This window comes from Geobacter sp. OR-1 (assembly GCF_000813145.1).
Taxonomy (GTDB): Bacteria; Desulfobacterota; Desulfuromonadia; order Geobacterales; family DSM-12255; genus Geoanaerobacter.
On record NZ_BAZF01000021.1, the window covers coordinates 1 to 18,717 of the forward strand.

The window sequence follows — 18,717 nt, forward strand, 5'->3', positions numbered from 1 at the left end:
ATACTGGTTAAGTAGGTTCGCAGTTGCCTTGCTACCAGTTGATGTTTTGCTTTCGGGGAAATATCACTATCATTAGATATCTCGATTGCTGTTTCTATAGCCATTGGAGTTCTCCTGTAGGGGGGAATTCACTCAAATGAAAGCCATATCATAATTTAGACTATAGTTTTTCAGCCCATACACTATATTTTCCGTTTGAGCATTGTCGGTAATATTTCGAAGTCCACCCAGGTTCAATTACGTCTAAATAAGGAGTAGTAGCGCCTAGATCATCTTCTAAAGAGATATGCACTTTAATATCAAATTTACAAACGTTCATAACCCTGACATTAGTAACTTTCGTATTACAATAATCTTCTTTAGAAGTGTATACCTCTATTTTTGCACATTTATCATAATCCCCCGCAAATGCACTCGAACTATTAATTGATATAAATACTAATATCACCAATCCATTAATTAATTTTTTCATAGTCCACCCCCTGTTTATGTATTTAACAGACTTACTTATTAATGATTTCTACTCGTGAAATCCCTTCTGGAAGAATTTCGAGAATGCCATTATTCCCTTATTCTCAGACTTCGCCAAGCATAATTTTTCTCCATGAAATACAACATTATTGGGTTGTCGGTAAGACTTTAGTTTCATCGTTGTCGCAAAGAATATCCTCGATTTTATCAACTTCTGCGCCATTTACAAATCTACCTTTGATGAGATATACCGGTGTGCCGGAAATGGCGGCTTCACCAACCAACTGCTGATGCAGTGCCTGTAATCCGTTGTCATTTATCTGCGCCGGCATTTCATCGCTGAAGTCGTACTTACCGGATAATGCCTCGAACAGTGCCTTGGAACGATCTTTGGCAGCAAGCACCAGCTTGGCCTTTTGTATTGATTCAGTGTCTGCTGAACCAGTGTCAAGGAACACGTAACGGGTGACATCAGTCCTCTTTTTCCAGAAGCGCTCCATCTGTCGGCAGTAAGCACAGTCCAGATTAATCACTTCAATAACTTCGATAGGTCCGGTGCCGACCTTTATTGCTTTGTCCTTGGACTTTGCCAATTGGGTAAACCGTTCGGCAGCAGCTTTTTCGATGGCTAATGCACTCAGGTCAGTGCCGTTTTTGTCATACATTCTTCCGGCAATTACATGATCAGTTTTCGGCAGATAGTACATCACACGTTCTTCGGTAACCACTTCGTACAGCCCTTTGATTGCTGTGCGGTTTACTCCTTGGATATTTACATCCGGCCAGGCCGCAACAAAACTTTCCCTCACTTTGACCAGTTCGGAGTCTTCTGCATGAACAATACTGATGGAAAATAGCATGCCCGCGAACAGCGATAGGGCATTTACCCGTAACAGTTTGGATATTTTCATTTGCCCGTTTCCTTTCGTGTAAGAGGATCTGTCAAAACCTGACTTCTGCTTCTTTGGTCATCCCCATAAGCGTGTTGAATGTTTCCGTAACCTTGAGCGCAGCGCTCTCTCCATTTTCACTGGGTAACGTCAGCATGTTGCCAATATCGTCGTAGATGGTATCGATAACGCCAACTCCGACCACTTCCACCCTTTCCAGCCTGTCATGCCGACCGTAGCGGAAATTGATCTTCGTATCGCCTTCCTCAATCGTTATGATCTTGTTCCTTGCTCCATAAGCAAGAGTTATTGCCTTGCCGCTGCTGTCATGCGCTTTAATCAGGTTCTTGCTGCCATCGTAACGGTAATAGGTATCAAGAATCTCTTCGCCATCTTCGCGATCAACGTGCCGCACATGGCTTACCTTCCCGCTTGCAGGGTCATAGTCTAATTCAAGCAGCGCCTGAGGGTATGCGGCGTAAATCACCCGGCCACGCTCATCATAACGATAAATCCTGGATTGCCCGTTCGACTTGACCTCAAGGGGGAGCATAAAGCTGTTATAGGTTGTTTCCCGCACAACCTCGCCATCACTGGATTCGACAAGCCGTGCAAGAAATCGGTGAGCGCCTTCGAGTCGGTCCGTGTACAGGTATTCCAGTTTGCCAACTGAGGCTCCATCCTGCTTTTCTTCGACGGTCACCAGGTAGGTTAATGCATCAGGGGTTATCGTGCGATAGGTGTAACGACTGGCCGATCCTTCAGAGGTTCGAAACAATTTGACCCGTTGCGGCTTGTCAGAGCTGTAATAATCTACCCATTCCTCGCTGTCGTTATAGGCTAAATGCGTAATCAAACCCTGATCATAGTCAAAGACATACTCCAGTTCTCCCGATATGGAAGCTGATGCCAGGCGACCATTCGGCGTATAGCAATAGCGGGCGATCAGCTCTTCTCCAAGATGTACGGCAGATACAAAGCCGTTCGCACCGTAGGAAAGGGTGTAATCACCAACCGAGGCGTCATTCAGCTCGACAACACGGCCACCCTTGTCCCTCACCAGGTTTACCTGGCTCCCGCCGTTGTAAGTGACAGATTGCAGCAAACCATCGGCAGAGTAGTTTTCTCGCCGATCGTTCGAGGTAAGCAGGTAACCGGATTTTGTAACGGTAATCTGCTGACATCTGCAGCTGACACTGGTATAAGCTGCCCCTTCACCCTCACTTACAGCTCCCTTATCCGGCAGAAATAGTGATTTCTCACCGGTACACGGATCCATGCGAGAAAGAGACCCGTCCTTTTCCACCGTAATTTTCAGATCAAAGTCAGTTATCCAGCCCGGGCCGAACATCCCTTTTTCCGTCCAGCTTGAGTGATAATAGCGGGTGAGTCGTGTACCCTGGTTGTCAACTTCACCAAGATCAGTCTGCACCAACCGGTAATCACCGGTGCGGGGCAGCATCTCAGCAGATACCGGCAGAGCAGTCAGCCAGATCATCCCCACTACGGTAACCATTAATATATTGAGCAATCGTTTCATATTGTAACCCTCCGTACTACTCGATTATGACCGCGATAATAACAATGACGGCGGCACTTCGAAAATCTCCCAAATATTTTTTAGAGTCGAAAGCGATTATTTGACAAGGCACTTTAACCGTGGGAAAATTCGGCACTTTCGGCCCGAACCGCCAGTACATGTTCAGGGAGTTGGCGCATTACTCATCAGGTTAGTTACTAACCATCCTCAACACGGAGGGATCATGTTATTCAGTTCAATCCGCTACCTGGCCATTACATTTGCCGCAGTCATCGCATTGAGTTGCTTTCCCGGACGTGGGAACAGTTCGACGCAAGCGCCCGAGAAGTTGCTAACGGGCTACGAAATTACCGCAACTGTCCTCTCCAGCTTAAAATCCGGTGGGCAGCACCTCATCAATGTCAAGGATAACGCCAACAGAACTTACTGGCTGGTAGCAAAGAAACTGACCGGCGAGAAATTCTGGCAGGCCCCAAAGAACAGAAAATCCCTTTTAGCTGGGGATACAGTCAGTTATAAGCGGGAGATGTTTCAGAATAACTATCGCGACAAAGCGTCCGGAAATGATTTGGGGCAGGCAATGCTAGTGCCAGAGGTGACCTTCTATCTGGAAAATAACCAGTATGAACAGAAATGCAGTGAATATCTGGGCGAAATAAGCATATCCTCATCTGCGTTAAACTGCCCAGAGGCAACCCGGCGACAGGGTGACACCGTTTCAACCACGATATTGGTCAAACAAGCTGACTTCGATTACGAAAGTTACGAAAGCACAGTACATTTTTCATTTAACGACATTGTAGTTGATTGCGCCAGTAAGAAGGTCAGGATTAACAACAGCAGCGAAAAGGGATTCACAAAAGGGTGGACCAAAATTGACAAACGGACCGGATATCAGAAACTTTGCAAGTAAATGCAGTGCGGGCAAAAAATAGTTGGGAGATTTTACCCGAGTTTCCGTCATTGATACATACCATTAAGAATAAAGGAGCCCATCATGAAATCAATTAGAAGAATAGTTACCCTGAGTGCAGTTATCCTCCTTGCCCAAATGTTCGCAACCATAAGCTGTTTTGGAGAACAACTCAGCTTCAATCTTGAAGGCAGCAACATTTCTCTTAATGTCCCCAAGGGGTGGACAGCTGTGGAGGGTTTATTCGGAATGCCGTTGATGATAAACGGCCCGGAAAAGGATAATTTCAGGCCGACTGTTTCCATTACTCCTGTAGCAACAGATGTTAAAATTATAGAGTTTGATGACCCCGAAAAAGAAGAAAAAGACTTTCGGGAAGGGCGCATAAGCTGGCTTGAGGAGGTCAACGGAAAGCTTGTTGACTGGCTCCCACTGACAAAAGTATCCCTGAATTCACAAGTGAAGGGCTACGAGGCCGGATTACGCTACACCCTTGCTGGACAGAAAGCAGTTTTCAGTTCACGCATTACGTACGCACCCTGCGGTGGAACCTTATATCTGTTGAAATCTTTATTTACGCAACATGAAGAGAAAGCCTACAAGAAGACTGTTGATGATATCTACCGCAGTATCAGCTGCAAATAGACTTTCATATACTCAGGAGGCCATCCCATGCAACCTGCACTCAGCCGCACCATTGTTATAACCGTAGTTGCCATCCTTCTTGCCGCCCCACTGGCTTGGGGAGGTTGTGATAATGACAATTGCCGCAATCAGGAAAATCAACCGCAAGAAGCGGTGCCGGCGCCATCCACCCCTGTCAAGACTTCCCCGCAATCACGCAGCCGGGAGATGAACATCAGCGATTTTGTCAGCAGCGTGCGCAGCACTGAAAAGGGTTGCGAAACAAGCAATTGTGGGCATTCTCCGGAGCAGCAGGAGCAGCCACGGACGCAGGAGAAGAAGTGCACCGGCAGTCCAAATTGCGATTGATCATTGACTGGGAATGAGCCGAAGTCAATACCGTTGCCAGATCTTGCTTAGCGTGCCTGTCGCTGCAATGCCCCCGAAAAGACCTACCGGCAATGAGGAGGAGATCCATGTTTAAATTAATCCATGTTCTGGCAATCTGCCTGCTCAGCCTGCTGTTGCAACTGCCCGCAGCAGCCTGGGGGAATGTGTCGCTCAGGAACGGGAATTTTTTCACCTCGTTTCGGGACATCGGTTCAGGTGGTGGCAAGGAACCCGAGATAGAGCGGGTCTATAATTCAAAGAGTCCGGCTTATGGAATTTTTGGCTGGGGCTGGGGGAGCGCGCTCGAAGTCAACTTGGGCGTTGCTGCCGATGGCTCGCTAATTGTAAATGAGTTTGGCGGCGGTGCCGAAGTGCACTTTTACCCGCCTGACGAGAAACCCGAACTGATGCGGCAGAATTTGCTGAGACTCGTTGACCTGAAGAAATTTTCCACACCAGCGGAGCAGGACGCATACCGGAAGAAGCTGCAGGAGAATATTGAATTCAGGGACACCGAATGGAAGCACGCCGTTTCCATGGGGCTGGTAGAGCCACGGCGACTGCCGGTGGGAACGATCTTCACCAGCAACTACAATGGCCATACGTATGTAGTGAAAACCCGTGACGGCTACCTCAGGTATCTGGGCAACGGGAAAACAGAGGAGTATGACAACCACGGCAGATTGCGGAAATCATCAGACAGTAACGACAATTACCTTGCCTATAGCTATGACGACAAGGGAAGGATAAGTAGAATCAGTGATAACCAGGGCCGCTGGATCTCCCTTGCTTACAACAGTGAGGGGCGATTGGTAAGCGCTGCAGACAACAAGGGTAAAGCCGCCGAATATCGTTACAACAAGCACCAGCAGCTGATCTATTCCAGGGATATTGATGGTAATGTCTACGAATACGATTATGACCGGAGGCATAATCTCCGGTCAATCCGCTACAGCGACGGAACCAGTGTGGAGATCAGTTACTACGGCATGGCGTACAATGAAAATGTGCGCAGCGTAAAAAACCTTGACGGTACGCTAACCAGCTATACCTATGATCTGCGTGATCCCCTGCGCTACAAGGTTGAAAGTATTATTACCGGCAAGGAAAACGTCAGGCTGTCTTCAGCATCCTATGAATATTTCTTCGAGGTTCAGGACAACGGCATACAATACACCCGCAGATTGATAAGCAATATTGATGCTGACATTACCGACACAGAATACAACGATAACGAACAGCCGCTCAAAATAACCCGCAATGGCAAAGAGGTGCGATTTGCTTACGATCCTTGGGGACAGGTAACCCTGAAGGAAACCCCGTCAACCAGAACCGAGATGGGATACCACACGACATTGAACAAGGTGTCATGGGTGCGGGTAACCGACCGGAAAAGCGGCGATATTGAAGAATCTAAGTTCTCCTATGATACGAAAGGAAATCTCGTTACGGCACACAACGATGATGTCGGTCAAATCAAGCTGACCTATGACCCCCAAGGCAGGGTAGCAACAATGAATTCTGATAAAGGTGAACTGGCGATCAGCTACAACGAAAATTCGAAACCGCTGAAAATCAGTCTGAAGGGAGTGGGCGACATTACTGTCACCTATACTGCCGACGGTGAAATTGCAGGTGTTGATTCCCCGGGCGGCGAGGAAGTCGCTCTTCAGATCAGCGCGACGGTTCAGCAACTGCAGAAGATTCTCAAACCTGCCGGAATATCACTTTCTTTCTAAGGGTAAAGGAGTTCTGCCCATGATACGCATTTTCAGTTTGCTGTTGCTGGTTATTCTCACCCTCCCTGGCACCGCCATGAGCAAAGAGTATTTCTCCGACTCGCGACTCACCCGATGGGCGGCCATGACCCTTGAGGGCAAGACAGACACTGTGCTGAAGTCGGTGGAGAAAGACCTTGTTTCCCCAAAACCGTTCATCTTTTCACCCTATATCTGGGAACAGCTGCATGGCGGAGGAGCAAATGTTCGTGAGGCATACCAGAAGATAACAAATCCCCAACTCAGAAAGGTTCTAGCCCAATGGCAGGATATTGCCGCCCTTGACTACGAAGATCGCTACCGGGAGATGCTGGGCAAATACCCGCCTGCCAGCTTCGGCAAGAAATCCAATCCGATGCTGCTGCTTCCCCTGCAATGGGCTGCAATGGATCAGACCCGATACACGGAGGCATTGCAGTACGCCGAACAGGCCCTGGCTACCGGTTCAGATATTTTCTGGATTGTGTGGAGAACCTTCAATGTTTTCGAAGAAGATGAACGGTTGCGAGCAGACTTTATTTTACGACTTAAGAAAGGGCACATCCTGCAAGACAAGGGCAGTAAGCGCTTTCTGCTGGCGATGCTTGAGGCCAGTCCGCTTACGACTGAAGTAATGTTTACCTCCATCAACGACTGGCTGAAAACCCATCCCCGAGATCCATTTGCCCTGCTGTTCCTCGCCAAACGGCTGAATGAAATGGAAAAGTATGAGCAAGCGGCTAAGACCTTCGAAGAGGCAGCGAGAATATTCCCGTTCATGACCGGCACCTGGGATGATCATGCCTTTGCCCTGCGCAAATTGAATCGCAATGATGAGGCCGACCGGGTCATCGTCCGCAGTGTGCGGCTGCGTAATCTGCCGGATGCGGAACAGCAGATCGGCTTGCGGCGCTACCAGCTGCTCGTAAGGTGCAACGATAACGCGGCCGATCCGCTGCTGGAAGAGCTGAACCGGAAATGGCCTGACCACGAAGGGCTCACCGCAGCTCGCATCGACCTGGAAATGAATGAATGGCACTGCCGGGAGGCCCTGGAATTTGCCAGGGCGTTTGCCGAAAGGCATCCCGAAAAAATTCAGCATCAGGTACAACTGCTCACAGTGCTTCACAAAGCCCAACGAGAACAGGAAGCGCACACCCTTTACCGGAAGATCAGGGCGACCTTCCCTGAAATCACCACGACACTGTATGAAACCGCCGAAGAATTGCTGAACGGGGAGAGTAATGCCGCTGAACTGGATACCCTGCGGGAAGAATATGCCCGCCAGTATCCTGGCTCCCGGCGTCTGCCGGAACTGAAGGGGGACAAACTGGGGAAAGCCGGCAAGAATGATGAGGCCATTAATGAGTACCGCCGGATGTTTGCCATCAACTCCCCGTCCAGAGACCAGATGCGCAAGTATGCCGCATTTCATCGGGAAAAGTCCGGGCTTGCGGCTGCGATAGCTGCACTGGATAGCTTGCAAGGGAATATTAAGAGAGGTTCCACTCGTCATTCTCTAGCCCCTGAACTCCCCACAACAGAGAAAGTTGCGGCAGTAAACGTACCGCAGGAAAAGAGCTCAAACGCTATTCCTCGCCTGGTTGCCCAGATCGGCCATGAGGGGGTGGTGAACGCACTGGCACTGTCACCTGACAAGACCCTCCTGGCCAGCGCCGGTGCCGACGGTATCGTCATTCTCCGCCATTTGGAGAGCGGCCGGGAATTGCGCCGCTTTATCCATAAGCTGCCAGTACGGGGGCTCTGTTTTGCCCGCGACGGCAAGACACTGATCAGCGGCGCCGATGACGGTATTGTGCGGCTGTGGGACCCTGCAACTGGAGAACAGAAAAAACAGCAACAGGTACTGGAAGGGAAAATTTATACCCTGGCCCTTTCGGCAGACGGAGTTCATCTTCTCGTCGGTGGCACCGCACTATCTGCACCTCTGCTCAGTTTTCCCGTTCTGGAAAAACTGGCCAAGTTTGACAGTAAATATGCCGCCATCACTGCAGCTGCATTTGCCCCTGACGGGCTGCGCCTGGCGACTGCCTCTGTCGATGGAACCGTCAGGCTGTACGATACCTCCACAACTTTTCGGCGTGATCTGCTTAACGGTCATCGCGGCCCGGTGACATCTCTGGCGTTTTCCGCTGATGGCAGGTTTCTTGCCAGTGGCGGAGCGGATGGCACAGCGCGCCTTTGGCACCTGGCATCCAATGTCGAAATTGCCTCTGTTGCAACCGGCGGCACGGTTCAGTCACTGGCTCCTCTGCAGACAGGGCTGGCATTTATCGCCGGGGTGGAAAAGGAAGGGGCTCAGCTGGTCGATTTCAACGCAGGTAAGGTAACCCGCCGCTCTCAGCAGAAGGATGCCGAAACCAGGGCGATAGCCGTTATTCCAGGGGATCGTTTCCTGTCAGCAGGGAATGATGGCGCCATTTGTGAGCTTAGCCTGGCAGACTTTGCTCATGTTCGCACTATGAAAGGGTTGCTGGACAGCCGCTCACCGGCAGGATTCTCCCCGGACGGGAATCTGCTGGTAACGGCCACCACTGCCGGCACAGTCCGGCTCTGGTCGATCAACGGGTCGATGCAGCAGGTGGAGATTAGACCGGCAGGCACTGATACGGATGTATCCTGGGCCTTCTCCAGTGATGGACGTCATCTTGCCGTCTATAGTCGCACCGGCAACGTGGTGGTGTATAACATGGCCGAGGAGCGGGAAACCTCCCGCCTGCAACTCGCAACGCCCGGCATTGTCTCCCTCCTCCTGTCCAAAAATGCGCAATCACTGGCAACGTTCCATGACGACGGCACCCTCCGGCTCTGGGACGGCTCAACTGCAGCATCGCGGGCTAAAATTTCCCGGGTAAGCGCACTGGGTACCCCCTTTGCCTATACTCCGGACGGCAACCGACTGCTGGTCGGCAGCGACGACAGCCTCGTCTATATCCTTGACAGCCGCTCGGGTGAAATTGTGCGTAGGTTTATGCTGGAAGGTCATGACCGGGGGATTGTCTCGATTGCCGTTGATTCAGACGGTAGTCAGGCAGCGGTCAGCTCCCTGGACGGCACCGTAACCGCCTTTGATCTGCAGACAATGAAACTGAGAAAAATGCCGAAGAACAGCGGTGCCGAGGTAGCACTCGCATTTGCACCGAATAGTCATAAACTGGTCATGACGGCCCCGGAAGGTCCGGTGACCATTGTAGACACGGATACCGGTGCGCTGGAGAAACTGGGAGAACATTCCAACGCAGTAGATCGGCTGGCTCTCTCCGCCACTGGCGACTATCTGCTCACCGGCAACAGTCTTGAAGGAGAGCGGCTCTGGTATCTTCCTGAAAAGCGCGAAATAGCCAGCTATAAGGTTGACAATCAAGCTTTCACAAATGAAACGTTTTCTCCCAGTGGAGCCTTTGCCGCAGTGCCGGGTGATGCCGGGTTGATCAGGATTATCGCTACTTCTACCGGTGCGGAAGTGGCAAGCATGGTCTCCTTCTCCGATGGCACCTGGGCGGTGGTTGCACCAGACGGCCGCTTTGACACCAACAACCTCGAAGACATCAAAGGACTGCACTGGATAATGACGGATGAACCGTTCACCCCTTTGCCGGTGGAAGCATTCATGCGGGAATACTACGAACCACGACTGCTGGCCAGGCTGCTATCTGAAAATCCCAATCTGCCGGCAATCACCTCGCCGCTGTCCTTGAATCGTATCCAGCCTGAAGTTACAGTGGATAAAATTGAGCCCGTGCCCAACGATCCTTCACATGTACTGGTAACTGTCTCCGCAAAACAGATGGAGCGTAACCGTCGGGTTAGCGGTCTTAGAGATCTGCGTCTGTTCCGCGACGGCCAGCTGGTCGGCTATGCGGATGACAACCTGCCGCTCACCGGTAACAGCTTCACCAAAACTTTTACTGTTGCCCTCCCGTATGTCGAGGGAGACAAGAACAACTCCAGCTTCACCGCCTATGCATTCAATAGCGATCGGATCAAAAGTGCTTCCTCACCACCGATCACCTTTTTTCTTCCTAAGGGGCGGCCAGTCCGAAGGGCATATATCGTCGCCATAGGGGTTGGTAAGTACACGGATTCGAAATTCGATCTGCAGTTTCCTCCAGCAGATGCTATCTCATACATTGAGACTCTCCCCAGTAAAATCAAAGGTTTAGGTGGTTTTGCCAAAGAGGATATCATCCCAGTACTCCTCACGAATAACGGAAATTGGAGTATGAAAAACGTGAAGTCCGTAAATAGTGAGACGAAACAAGAAACAAGCGAATATGTTGGTGAGTGGATAAACGTAACCAGTAATTTGCCCCGAAGAGAGCTGATAGAAGGTGTTTTCGACCTGCTTGCCGGTCGACCGGTAACGGCGCAGATCCGGGATGAGATTCCTGGTGCAGGCAGACTCCGTGCCGTTACCCCGGATGATGTAGTAATCATAACCTACTCAGGCCATGGCAATACTGATAACGGTAAATATTACATAGCAACGGCAAGCCCGGTAACCAATAGCGAGAGCTATATCTCCAGCAATCTCCTGTCTAACTGGTTACGCGACATTGATGCCGGGAACATGACAATTATTATTGATTCCTGCCACTCTGCTGCTGTTGTCGGCACCAGAGAGTTCAAGCCCGGTCCAATGGGGAGCCGCGGGCTTGGACAACTCGCCTATGACAAAGGAATCAGTATTCTCGCGGCCTCACAGGCAGACAATAATGCTGAAGAGTATAGTATGCTTAAACATGGCATTATGACCTATGTACTGGTAGAAGAAGGTCTGAAGGCGAACCGTGCCTATTACAGATCTAAAGACGGGAAGATAACGCTGAAAGAGTGGCTGACTTACGCGGTATGGCGCGTACCGAAGCTCCAGCAATCCATAAAAAACACCTCGTTTCGGAGTCCTGTGCAAGAGGCAAAAGTTCAGTCCCGGGATGATGGCGGTACACTCCTCGGTCAGAACAACGCATTGCAGCAGCCGGCCCTGTTCGATTTCCGAAAAGAACCGAGAGAGCTGATTTTGTCTCAATAACGAATGGTTCAAAAAATGTATGGGAGTATTTTCCCCTCGCTGCAGTCATCAGTGGATATCACTAACCAATAAAGAGGGACATGCGCATGGAACCGTCTGCCATCAAACATTTGCATGACAAACTGGCGTCAGCAGGTGTCCTGTTTGCGTCAGGGCTCACCGATTCCGAGTTGTTGGAAATATACGCATTTCACGACTTCAGATTCCCTCCTGACCTGGAAGAGCTTTACCGTTATCGACTGCCGGTCAGCGACGGGTTCTACAACTGGCGGGAGTACGACTCGGAAGCGATAATAGACGCAATGGAAAGGCCTATCAAAGGGATTCTCTTTGATGTTCACCACAATGACTTCTGGGTTGATGAATGCGGCAAGCGACCGAGGGAAAAAGATGCACGGGAAGGGGTCATCAGAGAGTATTTCCAGGGTTTCCCGAAGCTGATCCCGGTTTATTCCCACCGGTACATCCCCGACTACCCGCATGAAGAGGGGAATCCGGTCTACTCGGCCCAACAAACAGACATAATCATCTATGGCACTGACCTTCAGAATTATTTTGACGCTGAGTTTTGTGGAGGCGAAACCATTGATTACAGCAAGGTGAAAAGAATTAAGGATTGGCACAAGTTCATCATCAACTACAATTTGTGTTTTCGCATGCCTGGGGAGATGCTGGAGAAGCTTTTGTAGTGTCGTTCTTAATGACCAGAAGTGGTCTGGCAAAATATATATTCCTCACTACCGAGGTGATCATATGACCTGGAACTGTTCCGAATGCGCTGCGGAAAACGATGACAGCAGCATCCGCTGTAGCTGCGGATATCTGCAGTTGGAGGAACGACAGGAAACCTCTCCGGTCTCTCCAGCCAGCTATGATAAAATTGGCGGAGCCCTGTATCTGGTTATTATCTATCTGCTTGCACTGTTGATCGGCAGTGGGGCTGCTCTCTTCTTCTCCGCAAATGATTTCATGAACTTGAGTGGGCATGTCCGTAATGACAGTTTATGGATGATTATTGCTTCATCTCTCATGTTCATCACTGTATCCATAGCGCTTATGCTGCTGCTGAAGCAAAATCGATATTTCCCAAAGCTGCTGGGCATTGGTTTGATTGCAAATGCAATAGCCGAAATATTTTTAATCGGCAGTGATTACAGTGATGGGGTGATGATCCAGTTTGTTGGCTACACGACATTGATACTCTATCTAGCTACCTCAAAACGGGTGAAAGGGACTTTTGTGCGTTGACCTGCGATCTCTTCTTCAGCAGCGCCACAATTTCAATCAGCAATAATTGTATTGCATTACTATTTTTCTTGGATAAACTGGGATCAAAATACTATTCAGTAGGATGACCCATGCTTCATGAACTCGAAACCCTCAGCCAGACCTTCCTGCGCCTGCGCAACCGGGAGTTCCGCCGCTCTTTTCTGGATGATAACCCGCTCACTGCGCGGTTTTCCATCATCATCGGCCAGCGCGGGATCGGCAAGACCACAGTGCTGGTCCAGCATCTTCTCTCGTGTGACAATGACCGGACCTCCTCCCGCATCCTCTACCTGCCGGCCGACCATATCCTTGTAGCCCGCTCATCCCTCTACAGCATTGCCGATGATTTCGTCAAACTGGGGGGTGAGCTGATCTGCTTTGACGAAATCCATAAATACCCTGACTGGTCAATGGAGCTGAAGAGCATCTGCGACACCTTCCCGTCGCTGCGGATTCTGGCCTCCGGCAGCTCGGCGCTGGAGATCACCCGGGGCAGCCATGACCTGAGCCGACGGGCTATTGTCTACAAAATGCACGGCATGTCGTTTCGTGAATTCATTATTCTAAAGACCGGCATCCAGCTTGATCGATTGCCGCTTGCTCAGCTGCTGTCCGATCATCGTCAGGCTGCCGAAGCGATTGTGACCACCCTGGAGCAAACCAGTCACAAGGTGCTGGCCCTGTTCAGAGAGTATCTGCAGTATGGCTTCTACCCGTATTTTCTCGAATACCCGGATCTTGCCCAGTTTCAGATGACTCTGGAGCAGAACATCCACACTACGCTGGAGAGTGATCTGCCTGCCATCCATCAGGCACTGAATGGTGGCAGCATCAGAAAGATCGAGCGGTTGCTGGCGATCATCGCCGGAATGGTGCCGTACACTCCTGATCTGAAAACGTTGAAAGGGCTTCTGGGAATCGGTGACGAGCGGACCCTTAAAACCTATCTCAAATATCTGGAAGATGCCGGTGTGATCCTCACCGTGGCACGCAGTGGCAAGGGGCTGCGGGAGCTGGAGAAACCGGAGAAAATCTATCTGAACAACCCGAACCTTTGCCATGCGCTGGCCGCCGGGGGCGAACCTGCCAGCGGACCGTTGCGGGAGACTTTTCTGCTCGGCATGCTTCGCACCGCCCATCGGGTGACGGTGCCGGCCAAAGGTGATTTTCTGGTGGATGACAGCGTTACCATTGAGGTTGGCGGCAAGAACAAGGACGCCAGCCAGCTCAAGGGGATTGACAACGGTTGGTTGGCGCTGGATGGAATCGAAACCGGCAGCGGCAATCGCATCCCGCTCTGGCTGTTCGGATTTTTGTATTGAAAAATATTTTGGGAGATTTTTCTTCTCCTTCCGTCATGATAGATATCAATGCCAACCATGGAGGGTCACATTATGTCAACTAAACTCAGCCGTACCATCGTTATAACCGTCATCGCCATCTGCCTCGCCGCTCCGCTGGCTTGGGGAGGGTGCGGCTCTGAGGGCTGCAATGAAGCCCGCCCGGAAACGCAAGCGCAGGATGCCGCCCCGGCGGCACCGACTGCCAATCCTGAGCAGTACCAATCCCGCAGTCGGGAAATGAACATCAGCGATTTTGTCAGCAGTGAGCGTTCGCCGGAAAAGAAGGGTTGCAGCGAAGGCGGCTGCAATGAGGCCCGCCCAACCCAGGAGCAGTCCCGGACGCAGGAGAAGAAGTGCAACAGTGGTTCTGACTGCAATTGAGAGGGAGGCCACTCATGCAACAAATACTCAACCGCACCATCTCGATGGCCACACCACCGCTGGCATAGCGGGACTATTAAGATCATAGGTGAATCCAATTACTGAAGCAGTGAATGATAATTGGGTGATCCATGAAAGGAGAGATCAAAATGCTTCAAGAAATTATATCAATCAGCAAGTTTATTATTTCAATAGTTACGGCTAGTTTAGCCGTATTTAAAGGCATTGCTGAGTATCGTAAAAATGCGACTCAAAAAAGAGCAGAATATTTTCTGAAGACAAGAGACAAGATTTTTAATGATCCAGATTTTAACAAGGTATGCAATGCGCTTGATATTACGCCTACAAATGTAGCTAGTTTGACAGTGGATGAAAAAGAAACTTTCCTTGGCTACATGGAGGAAATTGCCTTGCTCATGTACTCAGAACTAATACCAAAAAACACTGTCCATTATATGTTTGGTTACTATGCGATTCTTTGTTGGAAAAATAATGTCTTTTGGTCAAACATTAACAAGAAACATAGGTATTGGAGCTTGTTTAATAAATTTGCAGAGGAAATGATCTCAATCAAAAATATTGACTTGAATAATGTCCGACTCTAGCAATAGAAAGGAGCTTCGATCATGGGCGTTAAACCTGTAGCCAGTGGAAATACAACAAGCCAGAAATATTTTCGCATTTTATCAATCGATGGTGGGGGTATTAGAGGGATTATTCCAGCCGCAGTACTGACCAAAGTCGAGGAAGCTATCCGTTCGAAAACTAATGATAACAATCTTAAAATTGGCGATTGTTTCGATATGATTGCCGGAACAAGTACAGGGGGCATCTTAACCTGTGTTTATCTTGCTCCGGACACAGCAAATCCGGCGAAAGCAAGGTTTTCGGCTAAGGATGCGCTCAATCTGTATATGCAGAACGGGGACGAAATATTTGACCGGTCAGCTTGGAAGCGCATCGTATCTCTTGGCGGGCTTGCCGACGAGAAGTATTCTGCCGAAATGCTGGAGAAAACTCTGAAAAACTATTTTGGGGATCTTGAGCTCTGCCAATTGATACAACCGTGCCTCATTACTGCGTATAATACCAAGCGTTATGAATCCTTTTTCTATACTCAGCACGACGCCAAGATTAAACCAGAAAGAAACTTCCTGGTTCGAGATGTTGCAAGGGCAACATCTGCAGCTCCTACCTATTTTGAAATGGCATTGAGCGAAAGTTTAGACAATATTCCAAATGCTGCTCCAATGATAGATGGCGGGGTTTTTGCCAATAATCCAGCAGCATGTGCGTTGGTTGAAGCTTTACGTTTGCATAAAGTTGCACCTACGACAGAAAATATGCTTCCTTTAGAAATCAGCAATGTTGCCATATTGTCTCTTGGGACAGGCAAAAAAACTGCATCAATCAGTTATAAGGAAGGAAAAGACTGGGGCTTGGCTGGTTGGGCAAAACCATTGATAAGTATTCTTATGGATGGCGTTGCACAAACGGTAACATACCAAGTGGAAACAGTTTTCGAAAGTATTGGCGTAAAGAACCAGTTTCTCAGAATCGACGGTGAATTTGGTGACTATAAAAACAACCTTGATATTGAAGGGATTGATTCTTCAATGGATAATGCTTCCACTGACAATATGAGACGGCTGGAACGCTTCGGCCAGCAATTGGCACAAAATTATAGAACTCAAATTGATGATTTTGTAACGAACTACCTTTTATCGTAAAACAACCTATCGAATCTACAATATTAAAATAAGGTAAACTCCCATGAAAACATCAATTTGTAGAATTACCTTCATCTTTGCCGCCTTTATCTGCCTCGCCGCTACTCCTCTATTTGCTTGCGGCACCTCCGATTGCAAGCGTCCGGAAACGCAAGTGCAGGACGCTGCCCCGGCGGCATCGACTGCCAATACAGAGCAGTACCAATCCCGCAGCCGGGAGATGAACATCAGTGATTTTGTCAGTGGTGAGCGTTCGCCGGAAAAGGGTTGTGATACAAGCAATTGTAACGGCCAGCATCCAGAGCAGCAGGAGCAGCCCCGGACGCAGGAGAAAAAATGCGAAACAAGTAATTGTGGTGGATGAGGAGTGAAATGCTCCGTTTGCTGATACTGCTCCTGATTCTTCTTTCCGGTTGTGCTGCCCGGCAGGAGCAGTTGCGCCCCGATGCGCCAATCGCCCCACTTGCCTTCCCCGCAGACCCTGCCGCACTGGAGAACCGTTGCCGCACCGCCTTGAATCTGGCCGCTGCCAGCTATGATCGTATCGCCGCCGGTGGTGCGGCAAATCCGCTGCTAGCGTACGAGGAAGCAATCGCTCTGCTGGGGGAAGCGACCGACCCGCTCATCCCGCTGGCCAAACTCCACCCGGACAGCGCCATGCGCAAGGCGGCTGCCGACTGCAAGGAGCAGCTGGCCAATGCCACCATCGCCACCCTGGGGCGGAGTGACCTCTACGACCGTCTGAAAACCGCCCCGGTTGACGGGGCTGATCAGTGGCGGCTGCAGAAACTCCTGCTGCAGGAGTTCCGCTCCAACGGCCTGGAGGTGGCAGCCCCAGAGCGTGCAGCCTTTCAGCGCCGGGCAGAGCAGCTGGCATCCCTGGAAAACGAATTCACCAGTGCGCTGGTGAATGATAATAGCAGTGCCACATTTACACAAGCAGAGCTGTCCGGGGTGCCGGATGCGCTCATCGCCCGGTTACCCAAGGACACAACCGGACTGACTACGGTTGCCAGTGCCGGCGATGCCGCCACTATCCTCCGCACGGCAAACCTTGAAGCAACGCGACAGGCTGCGCTCCGCTATCTGGACAACCGGGGGAGCGGCAATCTGGAACGGCTGTCCGAAATCGCCCGGCTACGCCAGGAGCAGGCAAAGGCCATGGGAAAGACAAGCTGGCAGGAGGTGCGCGCCACTCCCCTCATGGCCGGAACCCCGGAGCGGGTGAACAACTTTCTTGATGCTCTGCAAACCAGCCTTGCCCCGCTTGTTGCCACGGATCGTACCGCCTTTGCCCGGCTCAAGGGGGAGGGAAATCCGGTACACCCCTGGGATATCAGCTGGCTGAGCAGCCGTCTGCATGAAGAATCCGCAGGTCTGGACGAGGAGAGCCTGCGCCGCTACTTCCCCTTGTCAACAGTGCGGGACGGGTTATTCTCTCTGGCCAGCAGGCTTTTGGGGCTGCAGTTCGTGCGGCAGGCCGCTTTGCAAGGGTGGTCGCCAACTGTTGAACTGTACCAGGTGCAACGAGAAGACGGCTCCCTGGCCGGATGGTTGTACCTTGATCTCTTTTACCGTCCCGGCAAAGCTGACAGCTCCTATGAAATCTGCCTCCGCCCGACCCGGGAGACGGCAAAGGGCCAACTGCCGCCGGTCACCCTGCTGGTGAGCAACCTGCGACAGCCGGCAGACGGCGAGCCGCACCTTGCCCCCCGGCAGCTCAAGACTCTGTTGCACGAATTCGGTCATACCCTGCAAGATCTGCTGATCAGCGTGCCATACGCGTCTCTCGGCAGTGCGCTCATTCCGTGGGACGCTATCGAGATTCCATCGACCCTGTTCGAGAACCTTGCCTATGAGCCGACCGTGCTGGCGCTGCTGTCCGGCAACCGTCTGCCGGATGAGGTTGCCGCCCGCCTGCGCCTCAGTCAGCAAACCGCTGCCGCCAGCCGCCATGCATCTACACTGCTTACGGCACGCTTTGACGCCGCCCTGCATGGGCCGGCACCGGTTGCCGATCCACTGCAGCTCTGGCAGAATCTGTACCGGGAACTGCTGCAACTGCCGCCGCCGGAGGATAGCCGCACCCCAGGCACGTTCAGCCATCTGGTCAGCGGCTACGACGGCAGCTACTACGGATATCTCTGGTCTGCGGTCATTGCTGCCGAACTGCGTGAACAGCTGCAGACAAAAGGGCTGATTACCCGTACTGCCGGTATGCGCCTGGAAAACGAGTTCCTCTTCTTCGGCAACAGCCGTGCGCCGGAAGATCTGCTCCGCATCTTTCTGGGGCGTGAGTTCTCAAACGCGGCGTTTATTGAGTCACTGAAGCACTGATTGAAACGGCTTTGGGAGG

Annotated in this window: 16 protein-coding genes; 13 read left to right on the forward strand and 3 right to left on the reverse strand. The window is 50.9% G+C overall.

The window, feature by feature from the left end; genetic code table 11:
- Positions 1 to 160: 160 nt before the first annotated feature.
- The 3 genes from OR1_RS22155 to OR1_RS17010 form a co-directional block, all read right to left on the reverse strand.
- Positions 161 to 472 carry a hypothetical protein gene (locus tag OR1_RS22155; protein WP_152609948.1) on the reverse strand — a complete coding sequence of 104 codons (312 nt, stop codon included), beginning with the start codon at positions 470 to 472 and terminating at the stop codon, positions 161 to 163.
- A 145-nt stretch (positions 473 to 617) separates the two neighbouring features.
- Positions 618 to 1,382, reverse strand: a complete 765-nt coding sequence (locus OR1_RS17005; protein ID WP_041973461.1) for a disulfide isomerase DsbC N-terminal domain-containing protein — start codon at positions 1,380 to 1,382, stop codon at positions 618 to 620.
- Positions 1,383 to 1,413: 31 nt separating this feature from the next.
- On the reverse strand, positions 1,414 to 2,901 hold the full coding sequence (locus OR1_RS17010; protein WP_041973463.1) for a DUF6531 domain-containing protein: 1,488 nt from the start codon (positions 2,899 to 2,901) through the stop codon (positions 1,414 to 1,416).
- Positions 2,902 to 3,124: 223 nt separating this feature from the next.
- On the opposite strand from OR1_RS17010, the gene OR1_RS17015 reads away from it, so the two are divergent.
- The 13 genes from OR1_RS17015 to OR1_RS17075 all read left to right on the forward strand — a co-directional run bounded on the left by OR1_RS17015 (position 3,125) and on the right by OR1_RS17075 (position 18,698).
- Positions 3,125 to 3,814, forward strand: a complete 690-nt coding sequence (locus OR1_RS17015) for a hypothetical protein (protein WP_041973473.1) — start codon at positions 3,125 to 3,127, stop codon at positions 3,812 to 3,814.
- A gap of 84 nt (positions 3,815 to 3,898) precedes the next feature.
- A complete protein-coding gene (locus tag OR1_RS17020) occupies positions 3,899 to 4,459 on the forward strand; it encodes a hypothetical protein (protein WP_041973475.1) in 561 nt (186 codons plus the stop codon).
- Between the two features lie 27 nt (positions 4,460 to 4,486).
- Positions 4,487 to 4,807 carry a hypothetical protein gene (locus OR1_RS17025; protein ID WP_041973477.1) on the forward strand — a complete coding sequence of 107 codons (321 nt, stop codon included), beginning with the start codon at positions 4,487 to 4,489 and terminating at the stop codon, positions 4,805 to 4,807.
- Between the two features lie 107 nt (positions 4,808 to 4,914).
- Positions 4,915 to 6,567: a DUF6531 domain-containing protein gene (locus tag OR1_RS17030; protein ID WP_041973479.1), complete on the forward strand. Its 1,653-nt coding sequence runs from the start codon at positions 4,915 to 4,917 to the stop codon at positions 6,565 to 6,567.
- A 19-nt stretch (positions 6,568 to 6,586) separates the two neighbouring features.
- On the forward strand, positions 6,587 to 11,638 hold the full coding sequence (locus OR1_RS17035) for a caspase family protein (RefSeq protein ID WP_041973482.1): 5,052 nt from the start codon (positions 6,587 to 6,589) through the stop codon (positions 11,636 to 11,638).
- 86 nt (positions 11,639 to 11,724) lie between these two features.
- Entirely contained in the window at positions 11,725 to 12,327 is a 603-nt protein-coding gene (locus OR1_RS17040) for a hypothetical protein (RefSeq protein ID WP_041973484.1), read from the forward strand.
- 64 nt (positions 12,328 to 12,391) lie between these two features.
- Positions 12,392 to 12,886: a DUF2569 family protein gene (locus OR1_RS17045; protein WP_041973486.1), complete on the forward strand. Its 495-nt coding sequence runs from the start codon at positions 12,392 to 12,394 to the stop codon at positions 12,884 to 12,886.
- A gap of 110 nt (positions 12,887 to 12,996) precedes the next feature.
- Positions 12,997 to 14,229 (forward strand): ATP-binding protein, encoded by a 1,233-nt coding sequence (locus OR1_RS17050; RefSeq protein WP_041973488.1) that lies wholly within the window; start codon positions 12,997 to 12,999, stop codon positions 14,227 to 14,229.
- A gap of 72 nt (positions 14,230 to 14,301) precedes the next feature.
- Positions 14,302 to 14,631 (forward strand): hypothetical protein, encoded by a 330-nt coding sequence (locus OR1_RS17055; protein WP_041973491.1) that lies wholly within the window; start codon positions 14,302 to 14,304, stop codon positions 14,629 to 14,631.
- A 149-nt stretch (positions 14,632 to 14,780) separates the two neighbouring features.
- Positions 14,781 to 15,236 carry a hypothetical protein gene (locus OR1_RS21080; RefSeq protein ID WP_052440581.1) on the forward strand — a complete coding sequence of 152 codons (456 nt, stop codon included), beginning with the start codon at positions 14,781 to 14,783 and terminating at the stop codon, positions 15,234 to 15,236.
- 21 nt (positions 15,237 to 15,257) lie between these two features.
- Positions 15,258 to 16,361: a patatin-like phospholipase family protein gene (locus tag OR1_RS17065; protein WP_041973493.1), complete on the forward strand. Its 1,104-nt coding sequence runs from the start codon at positions 15,258 to 15,260 to the stop codon at positions 16,359 to 16,361.
- Positions 16,362 to 16,404: 43 nt separating this feature from the next.
- Positions 16,405 to 16,725, forward strand: a complete 321-nt coding sequence (locus OR1_RS17070) for a hypothetical protein (RefSeq protein ID WP_041973495.1) — start codon at positions 16,405 to 16,407, stop codon at positions 16,723 to 16,725.
- Between the two features lie 8 nt (positions 16,726 to 16,733).
- Entirely contained in the window at positions 16,734 to 18,698 is a 1,965-nt protein-coding gene (locus OR1_RS17075; RefSeq protein WP_160295274.1) for a M3 family metallopeptidase, read from the forward strand.
- Positions 18,699 to 18,717 lie beyond the last annotated feature (19 nt).